The sequence below is a fragment of the Pseudomonas sp. 58(2021) genome (assembly GCF_017491585.1).
Classification (GTDB): Bacteria; Pseudomonadota; Gammaproteobacteria; order Pseudomonadales; family Pseudomonadaceae; genus Aquipseudomonas; species Aquipseudomonas fluorescens_BT.
The window spans coordinates 24277-46237 of the sequence record NZ_JAFGYZ010000008.1; the positions used below are offsets into that span (position 1 = coordinate 24277).

The 21961-nt window shown below is 53.0% G+C and carries 15 protein-coding genes and 1 pseudogene; 7 read left to right on the plus strand and 9 right to left on the minus strand.

Going from position 1 to position 21961, the window contains the following annotated elements; genetic code table 11:
- The first annotated feature begins 48 nt into the window (after nt 1-48).
- Together J5M72_RS11050 and J5M72_RS11055 are read left to right on the plus strand one after the other, a co-directional pair.
- Nucleotides 49-1377, plus strand: coding sequence for a deoxyguanosinetriphosphate triphosphohydrolase (locus J5M72_RS11050; protein ID WP_169431306.1), 1329 nt, complete (start codon nt 49-51; stop codon nt 1375-1377).
- A gap of 360 nt (nt 1378-1737) precedes the next feature.
- A complete protein-coding gene (locus J5M72_RS11055) occupies nt 1738-2319 on the plus strand; it encodes a response regulator transcription factor (protein ID WP_207865466.1) in 582 nt (193 codons plus the stop codon).
- A gap of 116 nt (nt 2320-2435) precedes the next feature.
- On the opposite strand, the gene J5M72_RS11060 is transcribed toward J5M72_RS11055, so the two are convergent.
- The 5 genes from J5M72_RS11060 to J5M72_RS11080 all read right to left on the minus strand — a co-directional run bounded on the left by J5M72_RS11060 (nt 2436) and on the right by J5M72_RS11080 (nt 9852).
- A complete protein-coding gene (locus tag J5M72_RS11060) occupies nt 2436-3314 on the minus strand; it encodes a hypothetical protein (protein ID WP_207865467.1) in 879 nt (292 codons plus the stop codon).
- 667 nt (nt 3315-3981) lie between these two features.
- Nucleotides 3982-6903 (minus strand): cold shock domain-containing protein, encoded by a 2922-nt coding sequence (locus J5M72_RS11065; protein ID WP_207865468.1) that lies wholly within the window; start codon nt 6901-6903, stop codon nt 3982-3984.
- Between the two features lie 773 nt (nt 6904-7676).
- Nucleotides 7677-8219, minus strand: a complete 543-nt coding sequence (locus J5M72_RS11070) for a recombinase family protein (RefSeq protein ID WP_207865565.1) — start codon at nt 8217-8219, stop codon at nt 7677-7679.
- Nucleotides 8220-8368: 149 nt separating this feature from the next.
- Entirely contained in the window at nt 8369-9142 is a 774-nt protein-coding gene (locus tag J5M72_RS11075; RefSeq protein WP_207865469.1) for a hypothetical protein, read from the minus strand.
- 488 nt (nt 9143-9630) lie between these two features.
- A complete protein-coding gene (locus tag J5M72_RS11080; RefSeq protein ID WP_243433287.1) occupies nt 9631-9852 on the minus strand; it encodes a helix-turn-helix transcriptional regulator in 222 nt (73 codons plus the stop codon).
- Between the two features lie 112 nt (nt 9853-9964).
- On the opposite strand from J5M72_RS11080, the gene J5M72_RS11085 reads away from it, so the two are divergent.
- Both J5M72_RS11085 and J5M72_RS11090 read left to right on the plus strand, forming a co-directional pair.
- Nucleotides 9965-10273 (plus strand): hypothetical protein, encoded by a 309-nt coding sequence (locus tag J5M72_RS11085; protein WP_207865470.1) that lies wholly within the window; start codon nt 9965-9967, stop codon nt 10271-10273.
- A 30-nt stretch (nt 10274-10303) separates the two neighbouring features.
- On the plus strand, nt 10304-10720 hold the full coding sequence (locus J5M72_RS11090; RefSeq protein WP_207865471.1) for a hypothetical protein: 417 nt from the start codon (nt 10304-10306) through the stop codon (nt 10718-10720).
- Between the two features lie 395 nt (nt 10721-11115).
- Here the strand turns inward: J5M72_RS11090 and J5M72_RS11095 are convergent, their stop codons facing one another.
- Nucleotides 11116-11649 carry a helix-turn-helix domain-containing protein gene (locus J5M72_RS11095; RefSeq protein ID WP_207865472.1) on the minus strand — a complete coding sequence of 178 codons (534 nt, stop codon included), beginning with the start codon at nt 11647-11649 and terminating at the stop codon, nt 11116-11118.
- A gap of 461 nt (nt 11650-12110) precedes the next feature.
- On the minus strand, nt 12111-13676 hold the full coding sequence (locus J5M72_RS11100; protein ID WP_207865473.1) for a recombinase family protein: 1566 nt from the start codon (nt 13674-13676) through the stop codon (nt 12111-12113).
- 50 nt (nt 13677-13726) lie between these two features.
- Here J5M72_RS11100 and J5M72_RS11105 point away from each other — a divergent pair.
- From J5M72_RS11105 to J5M72_RS11115, 3 genes and pseudogenes are all read left to right on the plus strand, one after another.
- Nucleotides 13727-13810 (plus strand): annotated as a pseudogene (locus J5M72_RS11105) (DNA-binding response regulator); the annotation flags it as partial.
- An 8-nt stretch (nt 13811-13818) separates the two neighbouring features.
- Entirely contained in the window at nt 13819-17475 is a 3657-nt protein-coding gene (locus J5M72_RS11110) for a transporter substrate-binding domain-containing protein (RefSeq protein WP_207865474.1), read from the plus strand.
- Nucleotides 17476-17523: 48 nt separating this feature from the next.
- Nucleotides 17524-20469 (plus strand): HD domain-containing phosphohydrolase, encoded by a 2946-nt coding sequence (locus J5M72_RS11115; RefSeq protein ID WP_169431309.1) that lies wholly within the window; start codon nt 17524-17526, stop codon nt 20467-20469.
- Here J5M72_RS11115 and J5M72_RS11120 read toward each other — a convergent pair whose 3' ends face one another.
- Both J5M72_RS11120 and J5M72_RS11125 read right to left on the minus strand, forming a co-directional pair.
- Nucleotides 20470-20952, minus strand: coding sequence for a GAF domain-containing protein (locus tag J5M72_RS11120; protein WP_169431310.1), 483 nt, complete (start codon nt 20950-20952; stop codon nt 20470-20472). It abuts the gene before it with no gap.
- The gene (locus tag J5M72_RS11125; RefSeq protein ID WP_085710747.1) at nt 20949-21839 is read right to left on the minus strand and encodes an ATP-binding protein; all 891 of its coding nucleotides are present in this window, start codon (nt 21837-21839) and stop codon (nt 20949-20951) included. Before J5M72_RS11125 ends, J5M72_RS11120 begins: the two co-directional genes overlap by 4 nt.
- Nucleotides 21840-21961: the final 122 nt, after the last annotated feature.

Genomic DNA, 21961 nt, shown 5'->3' on the forward strand with positions numbered 1-21961 from the left:
CCGAACCGGGAAGCTAGGGCACCAGTCACCCGACGGAGAGAATCAGCCTTGGATTGGCAAACCCTGCTCAACCGCGAACGTCTCGGCAAGCCGCTGCACAGCCCGCAGGAACTCGGCCGCAGCCCGTTCCACAAAGATCATGACCGCATCATTTTCTCCGGCGCCTTTCGCCGCCTGGGCCGCAAGACTCAGGTGCATCCCGTGTCGAGCAACGACCACATCCACACACGCCTGACCCACTCGCTGGAAGTCAGTTGCGTCGGTCGTTCATTGGGCATGCGCGTCGGTGAAACCCTGCGTCGCGCACTGCCCGAATGGTGCGAACCGAGCGACCTGGGCATGGTCGTGCAGTCCGCCTGCCTGGCCCATGACATCGGCAATCCGCCTTTCGGCCATTCCGGCGAAGACGCCATTCGCCATTGGTTCCAGCAGGCCGCCGGACGCGGCTGGCTGGATGCGATGAGTGATGCCGAGCGCGGGGACTTCCTGAATTTCGAAGGCAATGCCCAAGGGTTCCGGGTTCTCACGCAACTGGAATATCACCAGTTCGACGGGGGCACCCGGTTGACCTACGCGACCCTCGGCACTTACCTCAAGTACCCGTGGACCGCCCGTCACGCCGACTCTCTGGGTTACAAGAAACACAAGTTCGGCTGCTATCAGAGCGAGCTGCCTCTGCTGGAGCAAATAGCCCACAAGCTCGGCCTGCCGCAACTTGAGGAGCAACGCTGGGCCCGTCATCCGCTGGTCTATCTGATGGAGGCGGCGGACGATATCTGCTATGCGCTGATCGATCTGGAAGATGGCCTGGAGATGGAGTTGCTGGAATACGCCGAGGTCGAGTCGCTGCTGCTCGGTCTGGTCGGCGATGATCTGCCGGAAACCTATCGGCAACTGGGTCCGCTGGATTCACGCCGGCGCAAACTGGCGATCCTGCGGGGCAAGGCCATCGAGCACCTGACCAACGCCGCCGCCCGGGCCTTCGTCGAGCAACAGGACGCACTGCTGGCCGGGACGCTGCATGGTGATCTTGTGGAGCACATGCATGGTCCGGCCAAACGTTGCGTGCTGAATGCCAAGGACATCGCCCGAAAGAAAATCTTTCAGGACAAACGCAAGACCCTGCATGAGATCGGTGCCTACACAACACTGGAAATTCTGCTCAACGCGTTTTGCGGCGCCGCCCTTGAACAGCACAACGGCCGTACACCGTCCTTCAAGAGCCGCAGGATTCTCGATTTGCTGGGCAACAACGCACCAGATCCACACGGCCCGTTGCACGCATCGTTCCTGCGCATGATCGACTTCATCGCCGGCATGACCGACAGCTACGCCAGTGACATGGCTCTGGAAATGACGGGGCGTTCCAGTCATTGAGTCGCTGCCCGACCGTTCAAAGCCTTGACCGGTCGGGCGCGAATTGCGGGAGCGCAACAAGCTTCCTGCTTCAAGTTGACAGTTGCACTCTATGTCGCCGTCAAAACCCGAAACAACAATCCACGGATGGACGACAAACATTAAACAAGCTGCTTCTTCAAAATGGCACTGTCTTGCAATATGAAAGCCGAACTTGAAACCCTACTCTCTACCTAAGCCAAAACTAGTTCACGCGTAGTCTTATTCCTCTTTACTTGTAGGAACAATCCTAGATTGCCACTGAAGCACTGGGGCTTCATGCGACCGCTCATCCAACTGAGCTAAGGTGCGCCCTTTATTCGCGCCCGCATGGAACTTTATATGAACTCCGTTTTTATCGTCGACGATCATCCCGTTATTCGTCTTGCCGTTCGAATGTTGTTGGAACATGAAGGTTACAAAGTCGTCGGTGAAACCGATAACGGGGTCGATGCCATGCAAATGGTTCGTGAATGCGCCCCCGACCTGATCATTCTCGACATCAGCATTCCGAAGCTGGACGGTCTGGAAGTTCTGGCCCGTTTCAATGCCATGAGCTCTCCGTTCAAGACACTGATACTGACCGCGCAGTGCCCCACACTGTTCGGCATTCGCTGCATGCAGTCCGGCGCATCGGGTTATGTGTGCAAGCAGGAAGACCTGAGTGAACTGGTCAGCGCCATCAAGGCTGTTCTTTCCGGTTACAACTACTTCCCCAGTCAGGCCCTGAACCCGGTGCGCAGCGATGATGTGCGCTACACGGAGCTGGAACTGTTCAAAGCCGTTAATGACCGGGAATTAATGGTATTGCAACTATTTGCCCAAGGTCGCACTAACAAGGAAATCGCCAAAGGCATGTTCCTCAGCAACAAGACCGTCAGCACTTATAAGCAAGAATTCCATATGTACACAAGGACACCCTAAGCCTTCCAGGGCTTTGTAGCAGCATCGCCCTAGAGCGGTACTACCAGAACCCTAGCCTTGGTAGTGTCGTGAATTGCCCAATTCAGGCTAGGGTGTGAATATAGAGTAGCCCAGCCCTACAACAAGCTATCTCCCATGACAAAAGACAACTCAGACTTTATACCATTTTCCTTGCACTTGAAGTGTTTCCTAGCTTTTGGAGTAAGTTGATAGCGAGGGCGCCAACCAAACTTAATCGCTTGAACATAATTATTATTGCTCAATATTTTAAGACATGACTCAAGCTGTTGTACGGGCAGGCTGGTTAATTTTTGAATATCCTCAATACTGGCAGCTGATTCTTTAATTGTACACAACATCACATTATCTAGAATATCTGCACAGTCGAGCTCTTGCCTCTCTTTCTCAGACAGAACCCTAATACCTCTCGGAAAACTTGTTCCAAGGATCGTCGAGCGCGGACTCTGATCATGAGGAGCTGCGGAAGCGAAACCCTGTAGCAGGCTTGGACTTTTACTCTTAAGACGCTTCACTTCATTAAGCGCATCATCACGCTGGCTTTTCATACCGGCTAGAGAACCAGATACATCTGCATGGGTTTTCCTCAAATCTGAAAGTTCCCTCGCAATAGCTTCCTTCGCCTCTTTCAGCGTATTATGCTCCTGCATAAGTTCACTATTACTGTGGTGGAGAGCGTCGAACTGATGTTTAATTCCTCGATACTTTCTACCAACGATAAGGACAGAAAATCCCGCACCTAACGCTACTAGGCAGCCCATCAGCAACACAAACCAAAGAGGGAAGGTCTTTGCCATGAGGACACTAGCTGCTGATGAAAGCTTAGGAGAAATCCATGAAATCGAATTAGACAGCCAGTTAGGAAGACTGCCGGTTTGAATAACGGTGGAAGCGATTTGGCCGACGACGAACAAAAGCCCGGCTCCAATTAATTGCCCCCACCATGGCAGTTTTTTCAAATATTCCTTGATACCCACAAGCTTCCCCAAGCACGGCAAAACTCTATATTACCATGCCGAACGCTGCATCTGGAATGGTGAGGGACACCGTTAATCCCTGACGCACGGGCTCGAAGACTCACTAAATATAAGCTGGTCTTTCATTTCAAAAAAGACCATTGGTCATCTTGCTTGGCTCGAAATTTATCTTTTGCCCTAAAAAAGAGACGAGGAAGCAGCAGAGGAAATCGTTAACTGGTGATACTTCCAGAGCAAGACCTAACACAAGAACCCAACTATAAAACAGACACAACTCTCAATATTTAGCTGCTGCTCGCAAGACTCTTGACCAGATTACTGACACTTGGAACATTCGACAGCAAGCATTTCCCGTTACTGGTACATCTATGGAAGATAACAAGGAACTTAACAAACAGCTGGGCTAGATGGCGGCAGGCGGTACTAGCGCTGCCTCTGACGTCAACATCATTTACGACAGAATGCCGATGCTTACACCTTGGTTGTACGCGAGTACATACAGAACAAAGGCATCCCCTACTATAAGCAACTGAGCACAATAAACCGTGACGGATGACGCTTAACAACGCCTTTGATTGAATTTAAACTCCAGCAAATTTTACTACTGAGCCCCCAATTCCTCTTAAGAAATAGGGGGCTTACATCTGAAAAACAAAACACACGCGATTCAGAGCAACCCAATGCAACGCCTAACTTGCAACTTTCCATCCTCTTTCGATCTTATCTCCGCCATAAACTCTACTCCTACCTTAATCCGCTCGTAAAAGTTTTGTGGAAAAGCTGTTCGATGAAAGAATGCCTCGTTAGAGGACTCGCCCACCAATACAAAACCGAAACCACGCTTTGAGTCATAAGCCTTAATTACGCAACCCTCTTCTTGCAGGTTATTCCTGCCCTCAACAAGACTCTCGATGGTATCAATCACAATTCCTTTTGGCCCTTTACCCAAGGTACAGTGCACGACATCCGAATCGTAAATATCATCTACACTATCCACCTTAAGATTAGCTCTCTTAAAATAGACGTCCTGCCCAACCTCCTTGATAGACATAAATCCAAAATCTTTTTCAGGATCATAATTGGCTACCTGCCCAATCAGTTGCTTCCCAAGCAGTTCAGTAAACCTTTCGATCTCACTACCCTGACGTGCAGCTCTACCAATACCGAAATACTTAATATCTCTAAGCAATTCTCTTTGACAGTCAAACTGCTCTCTATCCTGCGTGGAAGCTATAAACTTTACGTCTTCGCTCAGCAAGTAGAACGAGAAGAGCTTCTTAACTGCGGAGCTCTTATCTACGAAAGATCGGCTAGATTTGTAAACTTGCCGGATATTCGATGCGGTCTCTGGATCAGCTATACCAGTGGTGACAGCCATCTGATAAAAATACACATTATTCCTAGTGGATAGATCATAATGAGCTAGCCCCCTGTAAGTAATAGCCAGCTTTTGATTGTCGCTAAGCACACTAACGGATGGGTCGTAGGGCTCAGCTAGTTTAAGAGAGACTAGCTCCGTTAGACACCTTTGCAGGTCTACTACGTCTGCCCCAATTGCTTCAAAGTACTGCACCACAGAATGAACTGTTAAATGTCTTTCCTCCACATCCCTGCCAGTGATTCTTGTTGCTTTTAACAAGGCAAGAATTCTCAGCATCAAAAGCGGGGAGTGAACTTTTGAAGAATTGACCTTAAATGTCGATATGACCCCACCGTCTTCGCCCGTCACACCCCGATAGGCTTCATAATCACCACGTATTAAAGCATCGATAAACTTATTATAGCTTATTGGCTCAGTTGTTACGTAAGTAGCAATCAGGTCTTCAATCTTCATAACAGGTGATGTTATGATTCTTTTAGAAAGACTCATGATTGATCTGATGTTGTAGTTTGTTAGCTCACCCAGCGTTTTAGCAGTAAAATCATTCTCAACAAAGACATCTTCCAAAACCTGAGCAAACTTATTGACATCCTTCAGCTCGATCTTAATACCTTTGCTAGTTAGATATTCTTTTTTCTCCGCAACATCAGCAGTAACTAGCTTCTTATTAAGGAACTCAATTCGCTTTCTAAAGACCTCCCTTGGAGATGGTGTCGGCAAAAAGAAAGAACGAGATTGGTGAATTGTGAATATATCAGTTTTGGAAAAGCTCCAGGCTGACTTGTCCGTAACAGGAAACATAAGCATACAATACTTAACTTTTCGCCTATAAGAGTTGCAAAGCTGGAATACTTTAGTCTTGAACTCTAGCGAAAATTCGTCTGTATTATCAACAATTATGATCGGAAGCTTTTTTCGATTGTGAATCGCAAAATGAAGTAAGCTTTCAAGATAACCTTCGCGATTTGCTCTTACCTCTCCTTCAAGAAAAGCGGAAAACTTCTCATCAAATAACTCTCTGTTATTTTCGTAGATTTTCTTAAAATGCCCAGCAGCCATCCTTCTATAGTGGCTAAAGTACATACCAAGAAGATCATTGTATTCAGGATATCCTTCTTCAAATAAGATTTTCTCTAAGGATACTATAGTCTCCTCAGTAATCCAGGCCGCGACAGTTCCCTCATCACCAGTCGCATCTAAGCAATTAATGCTCAATGTTAAACAATTTTCTCGAGTTACAGATGGAAGAATTTTTGAGAAAAACCTATTTATATAGGTTGTTTTTCCCGATCCTGTAGGGCCAACAATAAACACCGACATGTCGGAATCCGAGGCCAACTCAGCTTGAACATTGCCCTTAATTAGTTCACTTAGCTCACTGCCGACGCGGTTATTATCAGTCGGCATATTGTTTAAAATGCTATTGGTTATTTTTTCCAGAGAGTAGTCTGCAATTCGACTTTCATTCGACTCAACAAAACACTCATTCATGATTTCAGAGTTTTGATCGCCGGTTAGCTGAGTAAAAAAACCATTAAATATCTTTTCTAAATCAAAGGCAATGGACGACTTTTGAAGAATACCGATTTCATCCACTTCAACAGGTGCCTTGAGAGGCAGGCTCAGATTTTGACGGCTATTATGAACACCATCAAATAATAGATTATACGTCTTATCCACAAACGAGCTATAAGACAGCAAATCATAAAAAGTACTAAACGAATTCTCTACTGCTTCCAAAGACGGGAATACAAAAGCTTCTTTTTCCTTGTAGCTTGAACCTTGCACCCAAGTTTTGAATACAATCCAACGAAGGCCATCAGTCACGACTGCAACAGGGATACCCGCGTCGCTGGCATACATAAAAGCCTGCTGTATCCCGGGCATCGATTTCTTTAATGATGTACCAGAAATCTTAAGAGTTCGTAGCTTATCAATAACCGCTGAATCTATTTCAAGAATGCCAATTCTCTTAGCCTCAACTATCAACGATGGCTCTTCGCCTATCCTCATCAAATAATCAGAAAAACCAGATGCGTGCTCTTTCTCACATGAAAATTTAGTGAAAGACCAACCCAGACATTCATTAAACATCCTGTTTATGATTTGGACCTTAGCATCCTCCTCACTCTCAATCGATGCTATATTCGCTCTTATATCGGAAAGCAAAACCTTTAATTTCTCTTCGGCATTATCAACATTGCTCATAAAACTGGTCTTCCTTTCCTGTTTTTTGCCCTCATGCATACTGTTGTACGCCAAGAACTCCGAATTTAGAATAATATTTTGGAGACTTTTGTCAATGCTCCCCCGCTCATTATTACGATGAGTTAAGGATCATCCTTATCTAGTTAAGCTGGCATTTTTTGGATTCCCTGCAAGGCACTGATTTAAAATGAGAAATTCCCATTGAGGTTCATGTAAAGACGCCCCAGAAAAGTGACAGACCCACCTTCCGACACCTAGGCCGCCCTCCGCTAGCAGTGTCCAATTTCGGTGTTGGCTGACTTTCTCACCGGATAAGTACTTTAGTGATGCGGATTACTCGCAAAGACTATCTCCAGGACAGATGTTAGAAATTGCGTTGGGAGAACGAGATGTGGTGCTGTAAATCAAGACCTGTGCACACCAAAGTACTGCCACCATGCACGGCGGTTAATAAACTGAAGGTGTGAGCAGGCGACGTATTCTACATCACTCGATCCAGCCAGTTCCTGGCCCCGCCGATTTCTGGGAATGGCTAGAGGGTGGGGTCGATTTTGTAGCAGCCAGAAAAAGTAAGTCTGTTCCATATCCATCGCCCCATCAGAGCTGCTTAACACAATGCGATGGTAGTAAATAGAAACCCACGAAATCGACAAATAAGTCACTGCCACCACAAGCCGTAGAAGGCCGTACGAAGCGTGCTACCTCAAGCCGCCCCACTGGCATCTTGAGCACTGAAGCCCGCCTTAAGCGAGCTTGCAGGGCCGTCAGGGAGACTAATTTTTCATTGCTCGCTGTACGCTGCTCAAACTCACTCCAAGAGCCTTTGCCACCTTGCGAAATGATGCCCCTTCTTCAGCCATTGCTTTACGAATAGCGGCGTCATCAACAGTCTTCACACGCCCTTTATAGACGCCTGCTGCCTTGGCCTTCTGGATGCCTTCTGCCTGACGTTCCCGGATCAATGCACGCTCAAACTGAGCGACGCTGCCCAACAGGCCCAACATGAGTTCCTGCATAGGGCTGGCTTCGCCAGTGAAGTGAAGACCTTCCTTGTGGAACTGAACAGCAACCCCCTTTGCAATCATCCCTTTCACCAGAGACAACAAATCTTCTAATGAACGAGCCAGACGGTCGATGCTGTGGACGTGAAGAACGTCACCCTTGCGGATGTGGCGAAGCATTGCCTGTAGCTCAGGACGGCCTGTTGTCGCTCCTGACACCTTGTCAGTGAACACTTCATCCAGTGCAACGCCGTCTAACTGGCGACCAGTGTTCTGATCGACCGATGAAACCCTGATGTACCCGATGCTTGCCATAATGCTCACCCCCGTATTCATTTGCCTCTAGAGGCTAGGAGTATGAATGTACTCATTACCCAATAGCAACCCTAATGAATACAGAATACGTATTCACCGACAAGTGGTCGCAAGGGTGTACCTAATTGAATACAGAAAAAAGGGGCAGTCTACTTTTCCTCCTCAGGTAGAACGACGGCACGAGAAACAATCGTTCTTGCGTTCCCGCTTCCTTGATCAATCTCCTCTCTGGGCTGGGTGAAGAGACCTATTCTGGATTCCAGATGGTCAAACCATCTGCGCCCCAAATCATCTATGAAGGTTACGAGCGTATCGGAGGCGCGGTCGCTGTACTTCGGTATCCAGAGCAGTCGCGGCACATTGCTTCCTTCCACTTCGACGCATCGATTCACTGTGACGTAAACAAAACAATCTATTGAAGAGTAAGAGTGGGCAAGAAGGTCGCATGCGATGGCTTGAACAAAATGTGGTTCTAAGGCAGTAAATCCATCATTCACCAACACAAGCGTGCCTGTGGGGTTACCGATCTTAAAGTGCTTCTTGGTTTCTTTGATCTGACTGTTCGCCTTCTTGAGAATTCGCGAAAGCGGGGGGCGAAAAAGACGTATCACCTCACTTGAAAACCACTTCGGATAATCGCCAGTTGGGTGCCAACTAGGGTCTTCATCGATCAAACGATGGATAAGTAACTCGAAGCCTTTCGTGAAGGCTTCTGATTTCTCGAACTCTGTCTTGATTTCCTTGAGTTCTACTACCGCCGGAACTGCGGGAAAGAGAAAGTCCGCGTTCTCAAACGTCCTAGGATGGCGTACCAAGTCTTCAATGACGTGGCCGTTAACTGATCTCACAAACTCTTGCCATATCGATTCAACGTCGACAGGATCGTGAGGGCCAACATCCCAAAACCCGGGAATCGTAGTCATAACTGTCGAAGCCCTCATTCATTAAATTTTTGTTGAGCACAGACTACTGACTACCCCCAGCCTAGTCGAACCACTTGAGAGATATGACACGTACTCGCTGTGACATTCTTTTGGCTGACAGGCGACCGACGACATTCATTTTCGCAGGGAGCGTCATGTTCGCGATAGCCCTCAAGTCATCCGCCTTCAGTAGTGATGGCTGACGGAACAGCTTGCCGGCGTCTACTGCTTTGATAGCGATTATTGCCGGAGCTTGAGAATCCCAGCGGTGATGGCTGATGCGTTAGCATCGAGAGTCTGCAATGCGTTGAGTGCATTGTTGTAGGTGTCACTTGCCCCACTAGCTTTAGCCCAACGGGACAACTCTTCGATTGCAGCAGCTATGGCGTGCTGGTTGTGCCAAAGTAGGGTTAATACGTCCGCTGTGGCTATGTGGGCGTCTGGATTGTCTGTCACGGCTCATTCCTTGAGTTTGCGTTTGTAGATCGCTAGAGCCCATGTAGGAGCTCTGACAGGGTCATTCCCAACCCATCAGCAAGTACCTTGGCCGCATCTAGGCTGGGGTTGGCTGTGCCCGTCTCAATTCGTGACATGTACGTACGAACGAACCCGCACCTATCAGCGAAAGCCTCCTGACTGAAGCCCTGACTGGCGCGTAGTTCTCGAATGCGTTGGCCGAAGCCCTTTCTCAGATTCTGATTTGGCTGCATCCCCAAATGATGGTCGGATGTACCCCAATCGTGAACACACCAAATGATGACACACCAAATGATACATTGGTATCCTCGCTGCTCACCCAGCTAGCACCGAACAGGGACGCCCATGAACGAAAAACTGTTTGTACTCACCAACCAGAAGAAGACGACGAATCACATCCTGCACGTGATCATGACAGTGCTGACAGGAGGGCTATGGCTGCTGGTATGGGGGATAACCATGCGAAGCAATGACGCCCACAACAAGAGAATCGACAAGCAGATTAATCAGATCATGCTTTACAAAACACAGGGGCTGAGTGACACCGATACGTACCAGCAGATCAAGAAAGACGAACTAAACTACGACGTACTTCAGGGGCGAGTGATATTCGTGATTCTGGTTGTCGCGTTCCTCTACTTCTATATCCGGTAAGCCAGCACCATCGAAAGGACACATGACTCTATGAAAAAACTGACTCTTTCAGCAGCCCTGCTTGCACTCAGCACCTCCTGCCTTGCAGGGGGACTATCCGAAGAAGAAAACGACATCTCGAAATGCGTTGGTTTCCTCGCCTCACAAAAGTACATAAACGCAAAGATGATGGACAGTTCTAGCGATATCGCTGGAGTCAAGATGAAAGCAGTTGCTGCGAAGAATAAGTACCCATCAACCACGCTAAGGATAATGACAGACACCTCAAGCAATACCGCCAGCATATTAGTCAACTACTTCACGACAGCCGTTAAGAACAATGACAAAGAGAAGATCAACGACCTTTATCGGCGAGGTATTGCTACCTGCAAGAAGTCGGGACTAACCATCAACCAAGCAAACGAAAAATTCACCGTCACAGTAGATGACATAGATGATGCACTGTAACTACACAGCACCAGATGTAACGCTCTCAGCACACTGATCAGCTTTACTGATAATGGTATCAGCCAAGCGGAGCTTGAAAGGTTACTACTTTCTGGCTTCGCCACTGTTCTCGCACTGAAAACGTAAGTTTTCAACAATTCATACGCACATGCAAATCATCCCATGACCTACCGGTCAAGCAACACAACAAAACACTAAAATCAAATCAAGCTCTTGTCTTTGATCTTGACTCTATTTTTTGGTGCAAGGTTCTTGTTAATCGTTTTTGCTATTCGTTCTTGTTAAATATCGTTCTTACTACAAGCTCATCCTGACCTACCCCACGAGGTTCAATGTGACCTACCGCAGGTGTCAGAATGAGCTGTGACAGGTATCAGGACGAGCTACGGCAGGTGTCAACCTGAGCTTCGGACTACCCACTGTGGCTCATCATCCGAATAGTCTTGTACGCTCGGATGGAAGCTCACCGGTTCAGGAGGTACGACCACTGGCTTCGTGTATGTCACCGATACAGGGAATATGATTGGTGCATATTCTGAACGCTCTTCCTGCATCTGCTGCACCAATGGCAGTGGCGAAGGCGTAGCTTTTACAACAGGCGCCAGCATCAAGTCTTGGACGATGGTGTAACTGTTGGAGTGAGCACACCCATGCATCCGACGCTGAGTCTTTTTCATGTAACCATGTTTACTCAAGAGACCAATGAATCGCTTCACCGTGCTGACACTGCAACCAGTGAGCTTGGCTATTTCATCTTGGTTATCAAACCAGTCTTTGCGTTGGGCGGTGAAGAAGTCGTACCGGTCTTTCATCCACACCCAAAGAATTTTGTCTTGTCCACTGAGTGGCAAGTGCTCCCCAGTTGTTAAGCTAACCCATTGCGTGGCAGCCATAAGGGGGCGTGGCATTTTGCAGAATGATTCGGTCATGAGATTGTTCTCCTTATTCAAGTTCGTTTCAGTAGGCAATTCCCTCGGGGTTGTGCCGGTTAGTTTGGTAGATCGCAGACAACACTCTACCGATCATCTGGCACTGTATGGGTGCGGGACGTAGTCGGCATGTTTGGCTGAGGGTCTGAACTCTACACGAGGCGCCACTTTCTGTCAATCTAAAAGGTTGACGCAGCGTGAACTTGTTGATCTAGGAGATGGGTCTTGCAATACCTGACTCAATCGATTTCTCGCCCATCGGTGGGCAAATCTTTGATGAAAACTGATTTACGTCGCGGAATACGCCCTGTGCTTGGTTGGGAAACCAGTTAAGTCCCGTAAACATTGGAAATGTCTGGCATGGAGGATTGAAAAGTTGCAAAAGCAGCTAAGGTTTTTTCCGAGTTTTGGGAGGTTTCGAAGGGGTTTCGAGCCCCCCTTCGACCAACCTACCATCCAATTCACTCTGATGTTTCGTACTGGCGTCTCAGGTTTTCATAATCCGCCTCATCCCACGTCGATTCCCCTGCCACGTCCTCAAAAGGCTCCCAGTACGGGTAATCCTCATCTGGCCCTTTCAGGATTAACATGAGCTTGTCGCCCTGCATCAGTCTGTATCGGTTTTCCTTTCGATCAACACCCGCATACCGATACGAACCAAAGTCCGATACTAGACGACCGTCAGGATGAATCGTGATTGTGTAACCAACACTCCGAAGCATAGCGGAAAGGCGCTGAGGATCGTTTCGCTCAAGCGCCCACACTTTGCCCTGCTCGATCCATCCGTTAGCTGACGGAACTACAGTTGCCTTGAGCACTGCTAATTGTCGCTCGGTTGTTTCCCGTGAATCCTGCACTTGCTGGAGCTGTGACAACACCTCTGGAATGGCACCTACAGTGAGAATTGCAGAGGATAGCTCCTGCATCTGTTTTGAGATTTCAAGTAGCTTGGCCTCAGCCGCAATGATTTCCTTCTCATTCACGCCGTTGTGTTCACGATTCACAACCTCCAAGGCAGGAGTGACGGATGTGTATTTGTAAACCGTATCAATGATTTCCTTCGGAATCACTTTCTTGTTGTCGCAGCCTTTAAGCTCCTGCCGCTTCCTACACCTCATGGAAACCTGAACACCTCCAATGGTGCGCATGATGAAGTTGTTGCCACAGCATCCACACTTCACCAACCCCACAAGAAAATGCGCGGCTGTCTTTGCCCGTGGGGCAGTCTTGCGTTTCTCGCCCTCGATCTGTGCTAGTTGAAACAGTGAGATGTCGACGATTGGTTCGTAAACCTGACAGCCATTCCAGCGCCCTATCGCAGCCTCATTACGAAGCCAGCCTTCTACACCTGGACCAGACGTTTTAGCTAGTGCAGCAATACCAGACTCACGCATCCGTTTTGCAATGACTGCTTTACCAAGTCCTGACGCGTACAACTCAAAGGCTTGTTTGACCTGATCAGCGATCTCTTGGATCACTACACCGTTAGAGGTAAGCCATACGGGCGTAATTCTTTTGGGCGTCTTCCCCTCAGCCGCAAGCCTACGGCGAGAGTCATAGGATGCCGTGAGACGACGGCTCAAATTATCGCTGTACTGGCGAGCAGCTTGGATTTTGCCCAGCAGAATGTAGATAGAACCGCCATCCAAGCTCTGGCGCGTGTAGACGACATTATCATCAAGGGTAATGATGGATACGCCAGCGTCCAGAATCGGAGCGATCACTCTTGTAAGCATATCCAGAGTGTCTAAGCGGCCGGCCCTGTCGATAGACTCAACCAAAACAGCATCCCCCGCCTGAATCACGCCAGCTTTCACAGCGGCCAGCAACTCAGCAAAACCACCGCCGTCTTTGATGTGATCGCCCTTCCAACCGCTCTTGCCCAAGTCTTGGAACGTGATGTCACCCAAATCGTAATTGGGGTGTCGAAGCAACCAGCTGCCGACCATTGCCTGCTGACGCTCAAGGCTTGAGCCTTTCTTTTGAATGGCACTGGAGAATCGTGCATAGCTGAATGCTATAGGCATGGCGCCCTCTGACCGGTAATTGAGCTCCTATTGTATACATCTGAAAACCTTACAAAAAACGGCTGATGCAGAAACTCAAGGCCAAGTCCCTTGTAGAACTTATCGAAATGGCCAAACGTAACGCACTCGTGTGAGAGCCAACATGCCCAGCCGTCTAAAGAACTGTCTGATTGTAGTGAGTGCATGTCTGGGGCTAATCACGCCTGCAAGCGCCATGTCCGTCACTTCACAAGACCTGACCCTGATCAGCCGTGCGACCGAAAGGCTGCTGCCGGACGTGCTTGAACCTTCGCAACGAGGCTGGTTGCACAAGCGCAACGAGTTGATTCTGGGTACATCCGCTCCGGACTATCCGCCTTTTGACATGACCTCCAGCGGCCGCGACTACGAAGGTTTCACGGCCGATTACGCAGGCCTGGTCGGCCAGGCAACCGGTCTGCCTGTCAGGGTAAAGCGTTTTGCCACACGAGATGCCGCGATACAGGCACTGATCGATGGCAGCATCGACATGCTCGGGACGTCCAATGGGCTGGAAGCGGAAAACGCCAGCCTCGTCCTGTCCAGACCCTACGCCATCGATCAACCGGTACTGGTGACCCGCGAAGGCGAAACCCGCTCACTGAGCGAGGGACTGGCCGGTCTGCGGCTGAGCATGCTGTATCACTATCTGCCGCTGGACGAGGTCAAGGCCTTGTACCCCAAAGCCCTTATCACGGCCTACCCGTCGTACCAGAATGCAATCAACGCAGTGGCATTCGATCAGGCCGATGTGTTTCTCGGCGACACCATTTCCACTCACTACATGATCAGCAAGGGATACCTGAACAACATCCGCATGGCCAACTTCGGCAAGCACGAAGCCCATGGTTTCAGTTTTGCCGTGCGTCGCGACAACCCTCAATTGCTGGGCATCATCGATGCCGTGCTCAAGGCCGTCCCGGCCAGCGAGCGGGAAAACATCGCCAAACGCTGGAGCGCCGGCAGCGACACCTTGCTGACTGACCAGAAACTGCAACTGACCCACCGTGAAGAACAATGGTTGAAAAGACATCCGGTGGTAAGCGTGGTCGTCAACGAGGCCTTCGCCCCCCTGACGTTCTTCGACACCGACGGCAATTTTCGCGGCATCAGCGCCGACCTGTTCGAACTCATCCGCCTGCGCACCGGCCTGCGCTTCGAAGTCCACCGCAGCCGCAGTGACGCCGAGATGATCAAACAGATCGAAAATCATCAGGTCGACCTGATCGCCGCCCTGCTGCCCACGCCCCAACGGGAGGAAACCCTCAGGTTCAGTCGTCCTTACCTTGAAAACTCCTACGTCCTGCTGACCCGCAAAGCTGCCGACAGCCCGACGCATCTCGGGCAGCTCAAGCGCAAGCGCCTTGCCATAGCCCAGGGCAATCCGATGATCGGCTACTTGCGCCGCGAGTTTCCGCGCATCCAGTTGATCGAAACGCCGGACACCTTCAGTGCGGTGGCATTGCTCGACGAAGGCCAGGTCGACGGGGCGGTGAACTCGCTGGTGATCGCCAACTATTTCATCGCCTCACACATTTTCGAACAGCCACTGCAGATCACCACCACCATCGGCACGAGTCAGGCGGCATTTTCCGTGGCAACAGCCCGTGACAACCCGGAGCTGAGTTCGATCATCGACAAGACTTTGATGAGCATCACGCCCGAGGAACTGGGCATCATCAATGGTCGCTGGCGCGGCTATTCAAGTCTTTCCCAGGGCGCCTGGCACCAGTATCGGCGTCTGTTCTACCAGGTCATCGGCGGAGCCGGCCTGCTCCTGCTGCTGTCACTGCTGTGGAATGCCTACATGCGCCGCCAGATCAGGCAGCGCAAAGCAGCCGAACGCGCCCTGAACGATCAACTGGAGTTCATGCGCTCCTTGCTCAACGGTACGCCACACCCGATCTACGTACGTGATCGACAGGGACTGCTGCAAAGCTGCAACGACAGTTACCTCGAAGCCTTCAATGCCCGGCGCGAGGACGTCATTGGCAAAAGCGTCATGGAGGGCGCACTGAACAACGCCTTCGAAGCCCGGGTCTTTCAGGCCGATTACCAGCGAGTGGTGAGTGAGGGCAAGCCGCTCGTGCTCGACCGGCCCCTGCACATCGGTAACCGGCGCCTGACGATCTACCACTGGATCCTGCCGTACCGCGACTCCAGCGGTGAAGTTCAGGGCATCATCGGCGGCTGGATCGACATCAGCGAGCGACATGAACTGTTCGACGAACTTCGCGCCGCCAAGGAACGGGCGGATGAAGCCAACCGGGCCAAGAGTACGTTCCTGGCGACCATGAGCCACGAAATCCGCACACCGATGAACGCGGTGATCGGCATGCTCGAACTGACCCTCAAACGCCTGGACAAGACACATCCGGACCGCTCCAGCATCGAAACCGCCTACAGTTCGGCCAAGGACCTGCTGGGGCTGATCGGCGACATTCTGGATATCGCCAGAATCGAATCCGGGCGCCTGAGCCTGAGCCCCGAGCGGGTCAACCTCGTTGCAACCATCGGCTCGGTGATCAGGATATTCGAAGGCCTGGCTCGCCAGAAGCATCTGAGCCTGGTGCTGAACCTCTCCCCTCCCGAACTGGACGTCGACGTGCATCTGGATCCGCTGCGCTTCAAGCAGGTGTTGTCGAACCTGATCAGCAATGCGATCAAGTTCACTGAACATGGGCAAGTGAGGATCACGCTGGAGCTTGTGGCCGGCGAGCCCCCTGAATGTTCACGGGTGCAGTTGACCGTACAGGACAGCGGCATAGGTATCACTGCCGAGGATCAACGGCGTCTCTTCGAGCCTTTTGCCCAGGCTCGCCATGGAAAGTGCCGGGCAATCAGTGGTGCCGGCCTGGGCCTGGTCATCAGTCGCAACCTCTGCGAAATGATGGGCGGAACACTGCAACTGAGCAGCCAGTCGGGGATCGGCACACAGGTGAGTGTGTCGTTGCCACTGACAATCCTGCCCGCCGAAGTGACGAACCCGAAACAGGAACCGCAGATCCAGACCGCCCTGACGCCACTCAACGTTCTGGTGGTCGACGATCATCCAGCCAATCGCCTGCTGATGTGCCAGCAACTGGAGTACCTCGGCCATCGCTTCAGCATCGCCGAAGAGGGGCGCAGCGCACTGGAATTATGGAAAGACAACGAATTCGACCTGGTCATTGCCGATTGCAACATGCCTGTCATGAACGGCTACGAACTGACCCGTGCGATCCGCCGTCACGAAAGGCTCACGCAGCGTCCGGCCTGCGCGGTGCTCGGGTTTACCGCCAATGCCCAACCGGAAGAGATCCTTCGCTGCAGACAGGCCGGCATGAATGAGTGCCTGTTCAAACCCCTGAGCCTGAGCGTCTTGAGCCAGTGGGTCGACAGCGTACGGCCACTGTTCCGCACACCCGCGTTCAACCTGCAGGGAATGCACTCGCTGACGGGTGGAAACCCGGCACAGGTCCGGCGACTGCTGACCGAACTGCTCAACAGCAGTCGCCTGGACCGCCAGGACCTGCAAGCCCTGTCCCGAGGAGGAAACCACCAGGCACTGGCCGAGATTGCGCACAGGATCAAAGGCGCCGCACGCATTGCTCAGGCCACCCGCCTGATCGACAGTTGCGATGCACTTGAACAGGCCTGTCTGCAGACATTGCCGCAGAGCGAGATCGCGCGCCGTTGCGAAGACAGCCATGACGCCATCCTCGAACTGGAAAATGCGTTGGAGAAAGCACTTGAGCAACGACAGATGACATCCGACCAGAGCAGAGTGAGCGGGCCTTAACTATGCTTGAACGCTGAGCAGTGTGTTTATCAACACGGAGAGTCCGCAATGCCCAGCCCACTGCGCCCGGAACAACGCCGGTTCCCATTGCACGTGCACATCAGCGTCATGTTCACCTTTCTGCTGTTGCTCACCGGCGTGGTGCTGGGATTGTTCAACTACCGGCAGACCACGCAGATCATTCTGTCGAGCGGCGAAAAGCTCTTCGAACGCATCGAACAGGATGTACGCGTCGATCTGCAATCGACCTATGCACCGATCCGGCATTTGTTGAGTCTGCTGGCAGACACTCCGGGATCCCGGGCCACCACCCTCGAACAACGCCTGACCTTGCTCAAGCCGTTCAGCCAGTCACTGGCGGACAATCCGGACCTCGCTTCGCTGTATCTGGGTTACGACAACGGTGACTTCTTCATGGTGCGGCCATTGCGCACCGCATCACTGAAAGCCTTGCTCAAGGCGCCGGATGCAGCGGCGTATCAGGTCTGGAGCATCGAGCATGACGCCAGCGGCAAGGCCCGCTCGCAATCGCTGTTCTTCGACCGGGCGTTGACCGCGCTCGGTCGCACCGACAATCAGGACGACGCCTACGACCCGCGCGGCCGGGCCTGGTACACACTCGCGCAGCAGCAGGACGAGCAAGTCACCACCGAGCCCTACGTATTTTTTTCCACCCGAAATGTCGGCACTACTCTCGCCCGACGCAGCGGTGAACACGCGGTGATTGCTGCCGACCTGACCCTCGACGCGCTGTCGGCGACCCTGACCAAGCATGTGGTGACGCCGGCGACCGAAATTGTCCTCTTCGATGCCGATGGCAACGCCGTGGCGTATCCCGACAGCAGCCGGCTGATCGTCGACGACCGGACCGCCCGCCTGGCCCGGGCGGCCGACCTGAGCCCGAGCCTGCATGCCCTGTTGTCCAGTGAACACCAGAGCAATCGACTGAAAGCCGACGGGCGACGCTGGATCGTCGCCCGCAGCCACTTGCAGGAAGGCGGACCGACAGGCCTGCAGTTGGCCTTGCTGGTCCCGGAGGATGAGTTACTGGTCGATGCCTATCGCATGCGCTGGCAAGGCGCACTGATCACCCTGGCCACGTTGTTGCTGTGCCTGCCACTGGGCTGGCTGATCTCGCGGATTCTGGTCAAACCTCTGCATGCACTGGTCAGGGAGGCCGATGCAATCCGCAGTTTCGATTTCAACTTCCCGGTGACCCGGCGCTCGCTGGTGCTGGAGATCGATCAGTTGAGCCTGTCGATGGCACGCATGAAAGACACCCTGGCCAGCTTCTTTCGCATCACCGACAGCCTGACCGCCGAAACCCGCTTCGCCCCTTTGCTGCAAAGGGTTCTGTTCGAAACGGTGCAGATTGCCCAGGCCCAGGCGGGCCTGATTTATCTGCGCGAAAACGATGGCAATCGCATGGAGCCTTACGGTCTGGTGATCGATGGCAGTTCCCGGACACTGGCCGAGTTCGATGTTCAAGGCTACAACCTTGATGCCACGCAAAGCCCCGAGTGGTTCGAGCAACTGGGGCGTGCCGACAACGCCGTGAGCAGCCTGGGCTTCGAACAGGCCGCCGACCTGCAAAAGGTCCTGCTGGCCATGGCCACGCCACGGGTCCATCTGATCGGTCTGCGCCTGCACAACCGACACAACGAGACGGTCGGCCTGCTGCTGTTGCTGCTCAACGACAGCGGCACCACCCTCGACCTGGAAAAGCTGCGGCCCGACCGCATCGCTTTTCTGCAGGCGGTGTCCGGTGCCGCAGCGGTGTGCATCGAGAGCCAGCGCCTGCAAGCCCGGCAAAAACAGCTGCTCGATGCGTTCATTCAACTGCTGGCCGGCGCCATCGATGCCAAGAGCCCTTACACCGGCGGCCACTGTCAGCGCGTACCGGAACTGACGCTGATGCTCGCCCATGCCGCGGCGGCCAGCGAGGCCCCGGCCTTCAGCGACTACCAGCCCACCGAAGATGAATGGGAAGCCCTGCATATCGCCGCGTGGCTGCACGACTGCGGCAAAGTCACGACCCCGGAATACGTCGTCGACAAAGCCACCAAACTGGAAACCCTGAACGATCGCATCCATGAAATCCGCACCCGCTTCGAAGTGCTCAAACGCGATGCGTGGATCAGCTACTGGCAAGCGCTGGCGTCGGGGGGTGACGAAGGACAACTGGCCCGCCTGCGCGACGCGACATTGACGGCTCTGGATGACGATTTCAGTTTTGTCGCCCGCTGCAACCTGGGCAGTGAGACCATGGCCGATGCCGACCTGCAGCGTCTTGAAGGTATTGCACAACGCACCTGGACACGCACGCTGGATGATCGCCTGGGCGTTTCATGGGAGGAAAACCGACGCCAGGCACGCACGTCGACGCCGACGCTGCCGGTCAGCGAAAGGTTATTGGCGGACAAGCCCGAGCACTTGCTCGAACGCGCCGACAGCGAGCTGATTCCGGAAGACAATCGGTGGGGATTCAAACTCGACGTCCCGCGCTACAAATACAATCGCGGCGAACTGTACAACCTGAGCATCCCCCGTGGCACCCTGACCCGCGAGGAGCGTTACATCATCAATCACCACATAGTGCAGACGATCCTGATGCTCAGCCATCTGCCCTTCCCCGGGCATCTGAACAACGTGGCGGAAATTGCCGGCGGCCACCATGAGAAAATGGACGGCACCGGTTACCCGAAACGTTTGAAGCGCGAAGAAATGAGCCTGCCGGCACGGATGATGGCGATCGCCGATATTTTCGAAGCACTGACCGCCGCCGACCGCCCCTACAAAAAGGCCAAGACTCTCAGCGAAGCGCTGGGAATCATGGCCACCATGTGCCGCGAGGCGCACATCGATGCCGAGCTGTTCGGCCTGTTCATCCGCGAGGGCCTGTACCTGCAGTACGCCAGCCGTTTCCTCGACCCGCAACAGATCGATGCGGTCGACCCCGCTGGCGTGTTGCACAAGGCGGGGCTTGCGGCGTGATCAGCAGTCGGTCAGGCGCAGGAAAATCGCCGCCAGCCGTTCGATACCGGCCTGATCGTCTGCACCGAAACGCGAAAGCTTCGGGCTGTCGAGGTCGAGCACACCGATCAGGCGACCTTCCTTGACCAGCGGTACCACCAGCTCGCTGTTCGATGCGCTGTCACAGGCGATGTGACCGGGAAACGCGTGAACATCCTCGACCCGTTGGGTCTGCAGGCTGGCCGCCGCAGCGCCACACACGCCGCGACCGAACGGTATGCGTACGCAGGCGATCTGGCCCTGAAACGGGCCGAGCACCAGCTCTTCATTACGATTGAGGTAGAAACCGGCCCAGTTCAGATCATCGAGCTGGTTGAACAGGAATGCCGAAAACTGTGCGGCGTTGGCGATGAAATCGCGCTCGTCCGCCAGCAGCGACTCCAGTTGCGCGGCCAACATGCCATAACCTTCGAGGCCCTGGCCGCTTTGTTGCAAATCAATCATGCCTTGTGCTCCAGCAATTTGAGTCCCACCCAGTAGCGGGCGAATTGGTACGCGCAACGTCCGTTGCGGTTGCCACGGCCGGTTGCCCAGCGCACGGCGAGAATGTCCAGTTGTTCGTCGCGCTGCCAGGTCAGCCCGGCCTTGGCGGCCAACTGGCCGATCCAGTGTTCGACGACATTGAGGAAATGTTCCTGGGTGAACGGATAGAACGACAGCCACAGGCCAAAGCGATCCGACAGGGCAATCTTGTCTTCCACCGCTTCGCTTGGATGCAGCTCGCCGTCGACGCGTTTCCAGTTTTCGTTGTCGCTTTCCTTTTCCGGCACCAGGTGGCGACGGTTGGAAGTGGCGTACAGCAACACGTTGTCCGGTGCCTGCTCCAGCGAGCCATCCAGCACGCTTTTCAGTACCCGGTAATCACCCTCACCGGACTCGAACGACAGGTCATCGCAAAACAGCACGAAACGTTGCGGCAGTTTGGCGATCTGCTCCACCACACGTGGCAGGTCGGCCAGGTGATCGCGCTCGATCTCGATCAGACGCAGGCCTGCCTTGGCGTGCTCAGCCAGCAATGCCCGCACCAGCGAGGATTTGCCGGTACCGCGCGAACCCCAGAGCAGCGCATGGTTGGCCGGCATGCCGTCGAGGAACTGCTGGGTATTGCGCCCCAGCTGTTCCAGTTGCCGATCGACACCGATCAGGTCTGACAGGCGCATGTCGAGACTGACTTCCAGTGGCAGCAGGTAGCCGCTGCGTCCATCGCGTTGCCAGCGGGCGGCCAGGCAAGTGCCCCAGTCGATGACCGGGCGTGGTGCCGGCAGCAGCGGTTCGATCCGCGCCAGAACCGACTCGGCGCGCTCAAGAAAAGCATTCAATCGGGAATCCACGTCTTCTCCTCGGGCTGGTTCACAGTGATGATGGCGATACAGCGACAACCGATAGCGTTCGACACCCGTCCCGGCCCTTGTTACAAGGCGATGCGGGAACTCCGGTATCCATGCATGATCGA